Raw genomic sequence first — 14,405 nt, 5'->3', positions numbered from 1 at the left:
GCCCGGCGGCGCGAAGCTTACCGGGCATACTGTGAATTTATACATTACTGCTGGTGATTATATCAGCGTGGTGAGGGATGCCAACCGCGAAATTTCCAGATGTGGCAGCAAACGGCTATCAGCCACCGTTAGCAGGTCTGCGCCTTCAGGTTTGATCCAGCAAGCCTGCATGCCACAGCGAATGGCGCCCGCCACATCGGTGGTCAGGTCATCACCCACATGCAGGATTTCACCCATTGGGATCCCTAAGCGTTCCGCAGCAAGGTGGTACATATCATTAAACGGCTTCGCCCGTCCGTCGGGGCCGGCACGCAGCACAAACTCAAAATAGCTATCCAGGCCGAACAACTCTGGCTGGGCATTGCCGTTGGTGATCGCCACCAGCGGCCACTTGCTGGCCAGTTTTGTAAGCGTGTCGTGGGTTTCCTGGGGGACATCAACCCGGCTACGCCAGCTGGCGAAGTGCAGCATCGCGGCTTCTGCGCCTGCCGTTGCCTCGAGGCGCGCCAGGCCGACATCGAGCATGGCACGCTCAACGGCACGTCGCCGCCACTCAGTAACATCGTGGTAAATGTCTGGTTCCGCTTCACGCAGAGACTGCCGAATACGTTGCAGGTCGCTGTTTTCCAGCCCATTAAGCGAAGGGTGATATTGCTGCACAAAGCGCAGAGACTCGTGTTCCGTGCGCAGAATGACCTGTCGGTTGTCGTAGAGCGTGTCGTCGAGATCGAACGTGAGAGCCGAAATCAGGCCAGTAGGTCGGTAAAATCGCATTATTTTCCCCGTTTGGCGCGTGGATGCGCTGCGTCATACACTGAGGCAAGGTGTTGAAAATCAAGATGAGTATAGATTTGTGTGGTGGACAGGTTAGCATGCCCAAGCAGTTCCTGCACACCACGCAGGTCGCCGCTGGACTCCAGCATATGCGTCGCAAAAGAGTGACGCAGTTTATGCGGATGAACGTGGCTGTTAAGCCCCTGCTTGATTCCCCACTGCGCAAAACGCTTTTGCACGTTACGCGCCGAGATCCGTTTTCCCAGTTTTGACAGGAACAGCGCCTCGTCGTCGGTGCCGAACAGGCCGCGCAAATCCAGCCAGTGCTCAATCCAGATAACCGCATTGCGCCCGATGGGCAGACGTCGCTCTTTGCTGCCCTTACCTGTCACCCAGACTTCACCACTTTCCAGATCCATATCTTTGATATCGATCCCCACCAGCTCAGACAGACGCAAACCGGCGCCGTACATCACTTCAAGCATTGCCCGATCGCGCACCGCCAGCGGATCGTTGAGATCGATATCCAGCAGGCGGTTTACGTCGTCAACATCAATATTTTTCGGTAAATGACGCGGGGCTTTCGGCGCAGAGATACCTTTAGCCGGGTTTGCAGGCAGCTCGCCCTGAGCCACCAGCCAGTCGAAGAAGCTACGCAGGGCGGAGAGTCGCAGCGCGAGGCTGGCGGCGCCAAGGCCTTTACGTCGGCTGCGCACCGCAATAGCACGGACCATGGCGGCGTCACATTGTTGCCAGCGCTGCAAGCGGAGTTCGCCGCTAAGGGCGATGATGGCATCAAGCTGACGCTGATAATTGAGTAAGGTGATGGGACTAAGCTGACGCTCCACGCCCAGATAGCGCAAAAACCGGGCGACAGCGTCATGCAGGGTTGAATCGGTCATACGCGCTCGATCCAGCGCTCCAGCAGATCCGGTAACATCATACCGAGCTCATCCAGCAACTGAGTCCCTTGATCAGGCTGATAGTGGTGCGGATCGCGGCTACTGAAGATGATCACCCCCAGGGAGGCATCACGCCCCATCATTGACACGGCCGAGGAGCCGATGGCTTTCGCGTCGGGTAATAACAGCAGCAGCTCCGGACCGTTGAGAGGCCCCAGATAGTGGTTTTTCTGACCCAGCCGCTGAATGCGGAATGGTTCAAACGCCTGACGAGAAATCGCAAGATGGGTGAAGCCGGAGGGCGCACCCAGACGCCAGCGGTCGGGGAAAAGACGCAGCGTCGCCCCCGCAAGGCCAAGGTCTTTCGCCCAGCGATGGAAGCGGTTAAGCATCTCATCCAGACTGGCGGCTGACGCCAGCCTGCTTTGCAAGCGGAGTAACTGGTAGAACAGGCCTTCGTTCGCACTGGCCTGCTCCATCAGCAGCGTCATATTATCCTCCAGCACGTTGATATGATTACGTGCCCGGGCCATATGCCATTCCACCAGGGAAACCGTACCGCGCACCGGATGTGGAAGCTGAATCTGTTCCACTGCGCGCGCATTGCGAATAAAAAATTCAGGATTACGCAGCAGATACTCCACAACCGCCCTGTCATCCAGTTCGCCGAGGGTCTCCTGCTGTTCTTCCCCAACTTGTTTCATAAATGAATAAACCCGTCGTAGACATGTGCCGCCGGGCCAGTCATAAACAACGGTTGGCCCGGGCCTTTCCAGGCGATATCCAGTCGACCGCCTGGCAGTTCCACTCGAACGTCTTCTGCCAGCAAACCTTGCTGAATGCCCACGGCAACAGCCGCACAGGCGCCGCTGCCGCAGGCCTGGGTTTCACCGGCACCACGTTCAAACACGCGCAGGCGAATATGATCAGGTTTAACCACCTGCATAAAACCAATATTGGCGCGTTCAGGAAAACGTTCATGGCTTTCCATCACCGGACCCAGCGTTTCGACCGGCGCGGTAGCCACATCATCAACCTGAATCACGCAATGCGGGTTGCCCATGGACACAACGCCACACATTATGGTTTGCTCCGCCACGCGCATAATATAGGTCTTTTCCGCTTTGTTTGCGCGAAACGGTACCTGGGCCGGTTCGAAGTTCGGCTCCCCCATATTCACGCGCACCAGCTCATCTTCCGTGACGCTCAGAACCATACGCCCGTTCGCGGTACTGACCCGAATATCACGCTTATTGGTTAACCCTTTCAGGCGCACAAAGCGGGCGAAACAGCGAGCGCCGTTGCCGCACTGCGACACTTCGCTGCCATCCGCGTTGAAGATGCGGTAGTGGAAATCCAGTTCAGGATCGTAAGGCGGTTCGACCACCAGCAACTGGTCAAAGCCAACGCCCAGATGCCTGTCCGCCATGCGACGAATAAGCTCCGGGGAGAAAAAAACATTCTGCGTCACCGCGTCGACGACCATAAAATCGTTGCCAAGGCCATGCATCTTCGAGAACTGCATCATCTACTCCAATTACCTGCGCGGGTACAGAATGGGACTGTTATTAGTTAACCTGACTCGGGCCGCCGGTATCACCACGATCGTTACGGTCCGGGGAGCCCGACTGAATAACAGGTGTTGTTTTTTGCGTTTCCGCAGGGGTGTTTTTGTCCGCCGGAGGGAAATACAACGGTCCTTTCAGACCACAGCCTGCCAGGCTAAGTAAGGTCGCTAATACGGCCAGTGTTCGACATACATCTTTCATTGTAGGTTGCCTGTTCATTCATCCTTTCTGTTATCTATCATCGCAGGAGAAGACACAAAAGCAAGAGTTTGCACACCCCCTGCATCGGGAAATGTTTCGCGTTATACTGCCGCCATCACTTAAAACGGGAAACGATAATGAACGACAGTGAATTTCATCGCCTTGCAGACCGCCTGTGGATGACCATTGAAGAGCGTCTGGATGAGTGGGACGGCGACAGTGATATCGACTGCGAAATTAACGGCGGCGTATTAACCATCAGCTTTGAGAACGGCAGCAAGATAATCGTCAATCGTCAGGAACCTTTGCATCAGGTATGGCTGGCAGCCAAACAGGGCGGCTATCATTTCTCGCTCAAAGAAGATGAATGGGTGTGCGATCGCAGCGGCGAAACCTTCTGGGATTTACTGGAACAGGCGGCGACGCAGCAGGCGGGCGAAGACGTCAGCTTTAGAGGTTAATAGCAAAAACCTTCGCAAGAAGGTTTTTTAGTGTTTGCTCCCTCTCCCCGTGGGAGAGGGCCGGGGTGAGGGCATCAGGCCACACCGAGAAAATTATCAGGATAAATACTGTTGCAGCAGCGGTGCGTCGTTATCCTGATTGGCTGGCGGCACGGGGTTGACCGCCTGATTGCGGAACGGGATCACCTGCACCCGATTGTCCACATTCACAATTTGATAGAACTGCGGCAGGTTGAAGTTAATAAAGCTGGAGCCGTAGGTAAACCGGTCGTGGGATGATGAGTAAAAGCGACTCACATCACGTACCAGTTCCTCTTTACTGCCCTCGCAATGGTGATAGACCTCAGCGCGGTTACTCTCATCAAGAATGTAGATATTGAAACCATCATCCCCTGTCTCTTCAAAGAAGAACTGAATAATCCCTTCGCTGGCAAAGCCGTCCACCACCTGAGGCAATTTAACGTGGTTGGTTTCGACCTGAACAGACAAGCCGTGCAGCTTGTTATGGGAAATCGCACCATAAAACTCGATGGCGTTTTCCAGTTTCTGTACCGACACGTTCAGACGTTCAAAGAACAGCCCCCAGGTCTGCCCGGCAACGCGTAACGCTTTAAAGCGTCCGGTTTCCTGGCGGGTGCTGGAGAGGCGCAGCTCAATACATTCGGACACCAGTTGCTGCACGCGTGTGCGGATAAGGCCACGTAAATGCTGGCTATAGCAGAACACTTCCACGCTGTCCGGCGGAGCCGCGTCCTGATGCATCTTACCGAGAATAGTTTTCAGCGCTTCAATCATCGCCTGCTCGCCGTTGAAGTGCAGGGTACGCACTTCATTCCACGAGTTGCGATACAGCAGGTCAACGCTGCCCACTAGGCAATTTTGCTGCTCACCGAAGCTGAAAACATCGAGCTTACGGAAGTCAAAATGCACGACCTGATTGCGGAACGCCGCCGTCGGGTCATATTCCAGATTGACGATGATCGCCAGATGACGAATTTCGCACGGGCTGTACAGCGCTTTCGGCGTTGGCGCAGGCAGGCGCAGTGGGAAATGGTGTGACACATTCGCCACCATCTCCTGTAATTTCGCCAGGTCGACAATACCATTACCCTTCACATACAAATGCGTACGTGAGGTTAGCAGACCATTGAACCACGCCCAGGCAACCAGCTTATTGAGGTAGCGGTTATATTCCAGCGGCTGATGGCTGACGATGGAATCCATGTTTGGCGCACGGTTGTACAAATACCAGCCGGTACGGTTAGCGCGCCCCGGTGGAACATGGATAAAGGTCAAATAGGGTTCAGAGAGATCGGGTGAAATCTGTGGATTCACCAGGGTAACTTTACCCGGCAAGGCTTCAAATGCGGCGTACAACTTACGGGTCAACACGCCGATGTCCTGCGGACTGGCTGAGACACTTAAGTTATTGCGACGGGCAAAACGAATCAGATTACGGTAGCTCTGCATCATCGCATCAAGCAACTCGTTGTGCGCTTCACGCACCTGATCGATTTTCCAGTTTGCGCGGTTATCAAGCATCGTGAGGCGCGCGTCGTCCCAACCCCACTCTTTGACCAACTGACTGACCACTTCCCGCCGCCAGCCCACACAGGCACGCTCACGGCTCAGTTTCTCACACACTTTTAAGTAGAAACATCGACGCACGAGATCAAGACGGGTGAAGTCTTCAATGGCGGTCAGATACTGGGTCACACGCTCCAGCATCATGCAGTAGTGATCGAGACCAAACGAGACGATTTCGCCATCGTGCAGACGCTGTTTAATATCTTTCGCCAGCAGGCGGGTGTCCGGGTACTCCCAGGAATAGGCTTCCAGCAGCAGCGTTTTCAGTACAGCTTTATATGGGGAGTCGATACTTTTGTAGAGCTGCCACAGGCTGGCGCCGAAATATTCTTCAGCAGAGAGTGAGCTCAGGCCACCCAGATCCAGCCATTCGTTTGGCGTCAGTACGCCCTGCGCATAGAGGGTCATGACATAATCGTCATAATGCTCTTCTTCGTCGCACGGCACCATATTCCACAGAATACGCTTACCGGCCAGGCGCACAGCGGTACGATAAAATTCGTCGAGCAGCAAAATATGCTGCGTTGAACCACAGTCTTCACCACCCAGGCTGCCGCTTTCATTGTGACGGAAGCGGTTTTCATCAATTAAGAAGAAACTGACTTCCACGCCCAACGATGCCGCCCAGCTTTCAAGCAGGCTGCATTTACGTTGCAGCAACTGACGCTCTTCATTATCCAGCCAGGACTGATGACAGACCCAGATATCGAGATCGGAAGAGCAGCTCTGCCCGACCGAAGAGGTGCTCCCCATGGAATAGACGCCAGTGATCGGCAGTTCGCCTTTTGGCGACACCTGCGGAGGCATTCCACGATAAAGCTCGAGTTCGCTAAGATAGTGCAGTTGGGTTTCATCAGGCGTGTAAAGGCAGATGCCTTTTGGAACGTTACCCTCAAGGTAACCCGGCATCAGCGGATGATGATGGTGCAACAATGTCGGCAGCAGACTGTAAACCTGCTGGAAAGCAGGCCCCATGGCAGCAAGCGCGCGATCCACACGCAGTTGATTAATGGCATCCAGTCTCTGTTTCAGAGTCTCAATATAGAGGTACAAGACATATCGCCTGATGGTTGCAGAAAAGCCACAATAGCCGTCACCTTTTTCGTCAGGTCAGAATCTTAATAATCGTGGTGCAGACGAAAAAATGGTCTAAAACGTGATCAATTTAACACCTTGCTCATTGACCGTAAAGAAAGATGCACTACATACCAGTGTGGCACCATTCACTGCGTGTAAATTCCCACTTACGGCTTAGGCGAGTCTTGTTGTGATAGTTAAGCCTGCCCATTGCCAGCCATTCACCGCAAACCTGACACCCCATGACAACAATGTTAGGATGGTCATCAGACGATAATGACGGTAACAAGCATGTTAGACAATGTTTTAAGAATTGCCACACGGCAAAGCCCTCTTGCGCTCTGGCAGGCACATTATGTTAAGGAGCGCCTTGAGGCGCACCATCCAGGCCTTAGGGTTGAACTGGTGCCGATGGTCACCCGTGGCGATGTCATTCTGGATACGCCACTGGCAAAAGTCGGCGGTAAGGGCTTGTTTGTTAAGGAGCTGGAGCTGGCGTTACTTGAGAACCGCGCAGATATTGCCGTGCATTCGATGAAAGATGTGCCAGTCGAGTTTCCTGACGGTCTGGGACTGGTGACCATTTGCGAGCGTGAAGATCCGCGCGATGCTTTTGTCTCGAATCATTTCAGCGACCTGGACGCCCTGCCTTCGGGAAGCGTGGTTGGCACGTCAAGTTTACGCCGTCAGTGTCAACTGGCCGCCCGTCGCCCTGATCTGGTGATCCGCTCCCTGCGCGGCAATGTCGGCACACGCCTGGGTAAACTGGATAACGGTGACTATGACGCCATCATCCTTGCTGTCGCCGGTCTGAAACGTCTCGGTCTGGAATCGCGCATTCGGCAGGCGTTGCCCGCTGAAATTTCTCTCCCGGCGGTAGGCCAGGGCGCCGTTGGTATCGAGTGTCGACTGGCAGATGATCACACCCGTGCACTGCTTGCGCCGCTCAATCATGATGACACCTCTCTGCGGGTTGCAGCAGAACGCGCCATGAATACCCGACTCGAAGGCGGCTGTCAGGTGCCCATTGGCAGCTATGCTGAATTAATCGATGGCCAGCTCTGGTTACGTGCGTTAGTCGGCGCGCCGGACGGTTCAACCATCATTCGCGGCGAGCGGCGTGGCGCCCCATCAGACGCTGTTCAGATGGGTATCTCACTTGCCGAAGAGCTGCTGGAACAGGGCGCCCGGGAAATCCTGGCGCAGGTTTACAACGGAGACGCTCCCGCATGAGTATTCTTGTCACTCGCCCGTCCCCTGCCGGGGATATTTTAGTGAGCCGGTTGCGCACACTGGGGCTGGTGGCATGGAGTTTTCCGCTGATCGAGTTTTCGCCCGGTCGGGAGCTAAATACACTGGCAGGCAAGCTGGCCTCGCTCACCGCAGACGACATGGTTTTCGTTCTCTCACAACATGCGGTGACTTTCGCCCACGCCCATTTGCAGCAATCGGCTAAAAGCTGGCCCTCTCGGGCGCAATACTTTGCAATTGGTCGCACCACGGCGCTGGCGCTCCATCAGGTCAGCGGTATTGATGTGTACTATCCCCGGGGCCGGGAAATCAGCGAAGTCCTGGTACAATTACCTGAATTACAAAACATTCAAGGCAAACGTGCGCTAATCTTACGAGGCAACGGTGGCCGTGAATTACTGGGCAAAACTCTTGAGGCACGCGGTGCTCTTGTAGAGTTTTGCGAATGCTATCAACGTGGTATGAAATATTACGACGGCGCGGAGGAAGCCATGCGCTGGCATACCCGTGGCGTTACCACCCTTGTGATTACCAGCGGCGAGATGTTGCAGCAGCTTTTTTCGCTTATTCCACCCTGGTATCGTGAAAACTGGTTACTTCATTGTCGATTGATTGTCGTCAGTGAGCGTCTGGCGAACCTCGCCCGGGAATTGGGCTGGCAGGATATTCAGGTCGCTGATAACGCAGAAAACGATGCGCTGATCCGCGCATTACAATAACACTCATAATGGGAAGCCATAATGACGGAACAACAACACTCCTCTGCCGTGGTTGAAGAGACCAAACAGGTGGATGGCAACACGCCGCTGCCCGAAAAAGCCGAGAAGAACAACCGCGCTGGCAAGACAAGTCTTGCTCTTAGTGTGATTGCCATTGCTATCGCACTGGCCGCAGGCGTCGGTCTTTATGGCTGGGTCAAGCAACAGACCACCGTTATACGTGCCACGAATGATGCACTGGCAAATCAGGTTATTGCCCTGCAACAAACGCAGGATAAGCAAAAAGCCGGTCTGGAAGAGATCATCAGGCAGCAGGCAACCCAGCTTGATGATGCTAAACGCGAGCAATCAGCCCTCACAAAAGAGCTTGATGAGCTACAGCAAAAAGTGGCGACAATTTCAGGTTCTGATTCCAAAACCTGGCTGCTGGCGCAGGCTGATTTTCTGGTCAAACTGGCGGGGCGTAAACTGTGGAGCGATCAGGATGCGACCACCGCCGCAGCCCTGCTAAAAAGTGCGGATATCAGTCTGGCTGAAATGAACGATCCGAGCCTGATCGTTGCCCGTCGCGCCATTACTGAAGATATCACCAGCCTGTCAGCCATTACCCAGGTGGACTATGACGGTATCATCCTGAAGCTGAACCAGCTGGCGAACCAGATTGATAATCTGCGTCTGGCAGACAATAGCGATGATGACTCCCCGATGGATGCGGACAGCAACGAGCTTTCCGGCTCCATCAGCGAGTGGCGAGTGAACCTGCAAAAAAGCTGGCAGAACTTTATGGACAGCTTTATTACCATTCGCCGTCGTGATGAAACCGCCGTTCCGCTGCTGGCGCCTAACCAGGATGTCTACCTCCGCGAGAATATCCGCTCACGTCTGCTCGTGGCGGCCCAGGCCGTACCGCGTCACCAGGAAGAGACTTACAAACAGGCGCTGGATAACGTATCGACCTGGGTTCGCGCCTATTACGATACTGACGATGCCACCACCAAAGCCTTCCTTGAAGAGCTTGATAAGCTCGATCAACAAAGCATCTCCATGAATGTGCCAGAAACACTGCAAAGCCAGTCGATCCTGGAGAAACTGATGCAAACCCGCGTGCGCAATTTACTGACGCAACCCGGTGCAGAGGCTGAACAAGCCGCACCCGCTAACGCACCGCAGGGAGAATAATCATGCTGAAAGTATTATTGCTCTTTGCACTGTTGCTTGCGGGTATCGTACTGGGTCCAATGATCGCTGGTCATCAGGGTTACGTGCTTATCCAGACGGATAATTACAACATTGAAACCAGCGTCACGGGTCTGGTGATCATTCTGGTGCTGGCCCTGGTGGTGCTGTTTGCCCTTGAATGGCTGCTACGCCGCATTTTCCGGACTGGCGCGCATACCCGTGGCTGGTTCGTGGGTCGCAAGCGTCGCCGCGCGCGCAAGCAGACGGAACAAGCCCTGCTTAAACTGGCTGAAGGTGACTATCAGCAGGTTGAGAAGCTGATGGCGAAAAACGCCGATCATGCAGAGCAACCGGTGGTGAACTACCTGCTGGCCTCTGAAGCCGCCCAACAGCGTGGCGATGAAATCCGCGCTAATCAGCATCTGGAGCGCGCGACTGAACTGGCAGGCAACGATCTGATCCCGGTTGAGATCACCCGCGTTCGCTTGCAGCTGGCGCGTAACGAAAACCACGCGGCCCGCCACGGGATCGACAGATTGCTGGAAATTACGCCTCGTCATCCTGAAGTCCTGCGCCTTGCGGAACAGGCCTATATCCGTACCGGCGCATGGAGTTCGTTGCTGGACATTATTCCGTCCATGGCAAAAGCGAATGTGGGTGATGAAGCGCAGCGAGATGCCCTTCAGCAGCAGGCGTGGATTGGTTTAATGGATCAAGCGCGTGACGATCAGGGCAGCGAGGGGCTGAAAGTCTGGTGGAAAAACCAGAGCCGTAAAACCCGCCATCAGGCTCCACTCCAGGTGGCGATGGCAGAGCATCTGATTGAATGCGACGATCACGATACCGCGCAGGAGATAATCCTCAATGGTCTTAAACGCCAGTATGATGACCGCCTGGTCGTGGTGCTCTCGCGCCTGAAAACCAATAATCCTGAACAGGTTGAGAAGGTTCTGCGCCAGCAGATTAAAACCCAGGGCGATCGTCCACTACTCTGGAGTACGCTGGGCCAGTCATTGATGAAGCACGGGGAGTGGAAAGAGGCCAGCCTGGCCTTCCGTGCCGCAATCAAACAGCGACCTGACGCCTTTGATTACGCCTGGCTTGCCGACTGCTTCGACAGGCTCCATCAGCCGGAAGAGGCAGCCACCACACGCCGGGACGGGTTGCTACTGACATTACAGAACAACCCACCTTCCTGAAATCACGGGGCCATCTGGCCCCGTTTTTTTTGTCTACAGATAAAAAAACGCCTGCTAAAAAGCAGGCGTTAAAACAGGTCTGTATGACAACATAAATGGGTGCTTCACTCAACGTAATGTCCATGGTGTCTGATGAGGCCGAAGCGACATCTGTCAGTGGACGATAAGCACCGTAAACGGCTCTGCATCATTCCTGAGTTTATGAGGCCTGAAGGCGAACATAAGAGATGGAATGAGCATCTACACAAACATTATTGCACATAGTGTGCCAGGTTGGCATTAGCAAATCCACTTTGCCGTAACCTTTTAGGAATTCAGGTAATTAGGGCGACTGGCAGCTAAAAGTGGCCTTGTCAGATGCGCGCCAGCCCTGAGATTGTCGCCAGCAAGAGACAAACAAAACGATGGCTGAGTAATGCACTGAAAATCAGTATGTTACGCGTCACCCAATGGCGACAGTGACCATTCGGGTTGTCGTTGATTTGCAACAGGGCAGAAATGAAGGACAGGTAATACGCAGAAAACAAAAAACCCCGCCGAAGCGGGGTTCAAAATTGGTCGGCGAGAGAGGATTCGAACCTCCGACCCACTGGTCCCAAACCAGTTGCGCTACCAAGCTGCGCTACTCGCCGATGTACTGCTTTTTGACTTTTTTGTTCAATCTAAGTTGTGGTGCGAGGGGGGGGACTCGAACCCCCACATCCTAAGGACACTAACACCTGAAGCTAGCGCGTCTACCAATTCCGCCACCTTCGCATTCCACGAAACTTTTAAAACAAAACTTTTTACTACTAAATAATGGGGTGGCTAATGGGACTCGAACCCACGACAACTGGAATCACAATCCAGGGCTCTACCAACTGAGCTATAGCCACCACTACAAATTTTTTCACGCGGCCCTGTCTTAACAGTCCACCGCAGCTCATCAAGCACCGGGTTTAATGGTGCGCCCGACAGGATTCGAACCTGAGACCTCTGCCTCCGGAGGGCAGCGCTCTATCCAGCTGAGCTACGGGCGCTTAGCGCCGTTGCGGGGCTGGATATTACGGACTTCCCCTCCCTCTGTCTAGTGCCTTTTTAAATAAAATGCGCGTTTGGTTATGCTTTGCGCATTTTGGTGATTATTCCCTCACTTTACGGCTTTCAACATGGCGCCCAAAGCCCAAAAGCTTATAAGCGACGCTGACAACCGCCATAAAGAGGATGCCGACAAACAGCGACATACGCGTATCGTCGTTAAATGCCATACCAATAAGCACGCACACCAGGAAGGCCATAGTGGCGTAATTGGCCCACGGGAAGAGGATTGAGCGGAACGGATGGCTGGCAATCGCCTGCCGGTGCGCAATGCGGAACCGGAGCTGACTCACCAGAATCACAAACCACGGCACCATCCCGGGCAATACGCTGGCGCTGTAGACATAGACGAACACCCGTTGAGGGTTAGGAATGATGTAGTTCAGGCAGGAGCCAATCAGCAGGATAACAATAGAAATGCTGACCCCCGCTACCGGCACACCGCTTTTCGATACTTTAGCGACCGCGGCGGGTAACTGGCGGTTTTTCGCCAGCGCGTAAAGCATACGCCCGCAGCTGTACATTCCGCTGTTACAACCAGACAGCGCTGCCGTCAGTACCACAAAGTTGATAATACCGGCCGCCGCAGTAATCCCAATCTTCGCGAAGGTCAGGACAAAGGGGCTACCGTTGGTACCAATCTCATTCCACGGGAAAATGGTGACGATGACAAAGATCGCGCCCACATAGAAAATCAGGATGCGCCACAGTACTTTGCTGACTGCGCTACGCAATGTGACCTGCGGGTTTTTAGCTTCGCCGGCCGTGATCCCGATAAGCTCTACCCCCTGATAGGAAGCCACCACGATACATAACGCCGTCAGGAAGCCTTTCCAGCCACCGGCAAAGAAGCCGCCATGGTCTGTCAGATTACCGAAACCAATAGCATGACCGCCATTGCCTAAGCCAAAGAAGATAACCCCCAGCCCCACGACGATCATCACGATGATAGTGGTGACCTTAATCATCGCAAACCAGAACTCAATCTCGCCGTACAGGCGCACGGCGGCGAGGTTGGCCAGCGCAACCAGCCCGACGGCGATAAGCGCGGGTATCCACTGTGCCATCTCCGGGAACCAGAACTGGACATACACCCCAATCGCCGTTATCTCCGAGATCCCCACCGCCATCCACATAAACCAGTAGGACCACGCGGTGAGATAACCAAAGAATGGGCTCATATAGCGGTGCGCATAAACCGCGAAAGAGCCGGCAACAGGCTCCAGAAACAGCATTTCGCCCATGGAGCGCATAATGAAAAACACAAAAATCCCGGCGATGATGTACGCCAGCAGCACGGATGGACCGGCCCATTTCAGGGTGCTCGCGGCCCCCATAAACAGGCCAACGCCTATCGTGCCGCCAAGGGCAATGAGTTCGATGTGACGAGACTCCAGTCCACGCTGGAGCTCAGGTTTGTTTTCGGCCATATAACCTCTGTTGTGATTGCTTCTTCCCCGCCTGGCGGGTTGTTTTTATGAGAGTAACGTGCAAAAACTCAGCAACAATGGCGTTAAATGTGCAAATAACACCATGCAAATGCATTGAGCGAGCGAATGGTTTCTTAAAATGAGGAAAATGGCAAACGCTGGATAAAAAAAACGGTGCTGAGCACAAGAAAACAGCGAATGTGCCGCATCAGGATGATGCGGCAGCCAGGAATTACAACTGCCCCCGGTAATGCCAGGACAAATAACGCAGCAAACGCAGCTGTCGGGTGATACGGCTGGGTTGGGAAAGCAGACGATAAAGCCACTCCAGCCCCATTCGCTGCCAGATTGCTGGCGCACGTTTAACGTGGCCGGTGAAAACGTCGTACGTGCCTCCCACGCCCATATAAAGGGCATGCGGATGAACAGCCCGGCAGTCGCGCATCAGAATTTCCTGGCGCGGCGATCCCATGGCCACGGTGACAATCTTCGCCCCGCTGGCGCGAATGCGTTCAAATAATGCCTGCCGATCCTCGGCGCGAAAATAACCGTCCTGACTATCGACGATATTGACCTGCCACTGGCGGTTCAGTTTCTCTTTCGTTTGCGCCAGAACATCAGGTTTGCCGCCCAACAAAAAGACCGGTGTACCTTCACGACCGGCTTTTTCCATTAGCGCTTCCCACAGATCGGCACCCGCTACTCGTTCAACGTCAGCATGGGGATATTTCTTGCGCACCGAACGCACCACACTGATGCCATCTGCATATTTGAATTCTGCGTCAGTGATGAGCGTGCGCACCTGCGCAGCGTCCTCAATGGTCAGCATTTTCTCGGCATTGATCGCCACCAGCGTACCTTCTTTGATAACGCCATCGGCATATAAATAATCCATGGCATGCCGCATATCGCGCCAGCCGATAAGCTTCAGTCCTCGCAGCTCATACACCGGAGCCACTGTGTTGTCAGTCATTCGCATC

13 protein-coding genes and 4 tRNA genes are annotated in these 14,405 nt (G+C 54.2%); 5 read left to right on the top strand and 12 right to left on the bottom strand.

The window, feature by feature from the left end:
- Positions 1 to 57: 57 nt before the first annotated feature.
- From yigB to lptM, 5 genes are read right to left on the bottom strand one after another with little or no spacing between them, the layout of a single operon-like run.
- Complete coding sequence (gene yigB, locus ACSZO4_RS06305) at positions 58 to 774, bottom strand: 5-amino-6-(5-phospho-D-ribitylamino)uracil phosphatase YigB (protein ID WP_437888007.1); 717 nt, start codon at positions 772 to 774, stop codon at positions 58 to 60.
- Positions 774 to 1,676, bottom strand: a complete 903-nt coding sequence (xerC, locus tag ACSZO4_RS06300; RefSeq protein ID WP_437888006.1) for a tyrosine recombinase XerC — start codon at positions 1,674 to 1,676, stop codon at positions 774 to 776. The genes yigB and xerC overlap by 1 nt, the downstream gene beginning before the upstream one ends.
- Positions 1,673 to 2,380 (bottom strand): DUF484 domain-containing protein, encoded by a 708-nt coding sequence (locus ACSZO4_RS06295; RefSeq protein WP_437888005.1) that lies wholly within the window; start codon positions 2,378 to 2,380, stop codon positions 1,673 to 1,675. The genes xerC and ACSZO4_RS06295 overlap by 4 nt, the downstream gene beginning before the upstream one ends.
- Positions 2,377 to 3,201 carry a diaminopimelate epimerase gene (gene dapF, locus ACSZO4_RS06290; protein WP_437888025.1) on the bottom strand — a complete coding sequence of 275 codons (825 nt, stop codon included), beginning with the start codon at positions 3,199 to 3,201 and terminating at the stop codon, positions 2,377 to 2,379. Before dapF ends, ACSZO4_RS06295 begins: the two co-directional genes overlap by 4 nt.
- 43 nt (positions 3,202 to 3,244) lie before the next feature.
- Positions 3,245 to 3,445 (bottom strand): LPS translocon maturation chaperone LptM, encoded by a 201-nt coding sequence (lptM, locus tag ACSZO4_RS06285; protein ID WP_437888004.1) that lies wholly within the window; start codon positions 3,443 to 3,445, stop codon positions 3,245 to 3,247.
- Positions 3,446 to 3,582: 137 nt separating this feature from the next.
- Between lptM and cyaY the strand changes: the two genes are divergently transcribed.
- Positions 3,583 to 3,906, top strand: a complete 324-nt coding sequence (gene cyaY / locus ACSZO4_RS06280) for an iron donor protein CyaY (protein WP_437888003.1) — start codon at positions 3,583 to 3,585, stop codon at positions 3,904 to 3,906.
- A 96-nt stretch (positions 3,907 to 4,002) separates the two neighbouring features.
- Here the strand turns inward: cyaY and cyaA are convergent, their stop codons facing one another.
- Positions 4,003 to 6,546 carry a class I adenylate cyclase gene (gene cyaA / locus ACSZO4_RS06275; RefSeq protein WP_437888002.1) on the bottom strand — a complete coding sequence of 848 codons (2,544 nt, stop codon included), beginning with the start codon at positions 6,544 to 6,546 and terminating at the stop codon, positions 4,003 to 4,005.
- A 315-nt stretch (positions 6,547 to 6,861) separates the two neighbouring features.
- On the opposite strand from cyaA, the gene hemC reads away from it, so the two are divergent.
- From hemC to hemY, 4 genes are read left to right on the top strand one after another with little or no spacing between them, the layout of a single operon-like run.
- Positions 6,862 to 7,803: a hydroxymethylbilane synthase gene (hemC, locus tag ACSZO4_RS06270; protein WP_437888001.1), complete on the top strand. Its 942-nt coding sequence runs from the start codon at positions 6,862 to 6,864 to the stop codon at positions 7,801 to 7,803.
- Positions 7,800 to 8,540: a uroporphyrinogen-III synthase gene (hemD, locus tag ACSZO4_RS06265; RefSeq protein ID WP_437888000.1), complete on the top strand. Its 741-nt coding sequence runs from the start codon at positions 7,800 to 7,802 to the stop codon at positions 8,538 to 8,540. The genes hemC and hemD overlap by 4 nt, the downstream gene beginning before the upstream one ends.
- Positions 8,541 to 8,561: 21 nt before the next feature.
- Positions 8,562 to 9,719 (top strand): uroporphyrinogen-III C-methyltransferase, encoded by a 1,158-nt coding sequence (gene hemX / locus ACSZO4_RS06260; RefSeq protein WP_437887999.1) that lies wholly within the window; start codon positions 8,562 to 8,564, stop codon positions 9,717 to 9,719.
- A 2-nt stretch (positions 9,720 to 9,721) separates the two neighbouring features.
- The gene (gene hemY, locus ACSZO4_RS06255) at positions 9,722 to 10,918 is read left to right on the top strand and encodes a protoheme IX biogenesis protein HemY (RefSeq protein WP_437887998.1); all 1,197 of its coding nucleotides are present in this window, start codon (positions 9,722 to 9,724) and stop codon (positions 10,916 to 10,918) included.
- Positions 10,919 to 11,473: 555 nt separating this feature from the next.
- Here hemY and ACSZO4_RS06250 read toward each other — a convergent pair.
- The 6 genes from ACSZO4_RS06250 to wecG all read right to left on the bottom strand — a co-directional run bounded on the left by ACSZO4_RS06250 (position 11,474) and on the right by wecG (position 14,398).
- Positions 11,474 to 11,550, bottom strand: a tRNA-Pro gene (locus ACSZO4_RS06250).
- Between the two features lie 38 nt (positions 11,551 to 11,588).
- A tRNA-Leu gene (locus ACSZO4_RS06245) sits at positions 11,589 to 11,674 on the bottom strand.
- A 43-nt stretch (positions 11,675 to 11,717) separates the two neighbouring features.
- Positions 11,718 to 11,793: transfer RNA gene (locus ACSZO4_RS06240), tRNA-His, on the bottom strand.
- Positions 11,794 to 11,860: 67 nt separating this feature from the next.
- Positions 11,861 to 11,937, bottom strand: a tRNA-Arg gene (locus ACSZO4_RS06235).
- Positions 11,938 to 12,039: 102 nt separating this feature from the next.
- On the bottom strand, positions 12,040 to 13,425 hold the full coding sequence (gene thrP, locus ACSZO4_RS06230) for a bifunctional threonine/serine APC transporter ThrP (protein ID WP_437887997.1): 1,386 nt from the start codon (positions 13,423 to 13,425) through the stop codon (positions 12,040 to 12,042).
- A 232-nt stretch (positions 13,426 to 13,657) separates the two neighbouring features.
- On the bottom strand, positions 13,658 to 14,398 hold the full coding sequence (gene wecG / locus ACSZO4_RS06225) for a lipopolysaccharide N-acetylmannosaminouronosyltransferase (protein WP_437887996.1): 741 nt from the start codon (positions 14,396 to 14,398) through the stop codon (positions 13,658 to 13,660).
- Positions 14,399 to 14,405: the final 7 nt, after the last annotated feature.

Origin of the sequence: Phytobacter sp. V91 (genome assembly GCF_965644225.1) — a bacterium.
GTDB lineage: Bacteria > Pseudomonadota > Gammaproteobacteria > Enterobacterales > Enterobacteriaceae > CBFFRJ01.
Note: the sequence above shows the minus strand (reverse complement) of the source record. Positions and strands in the feature narration are given on the sequence as shown.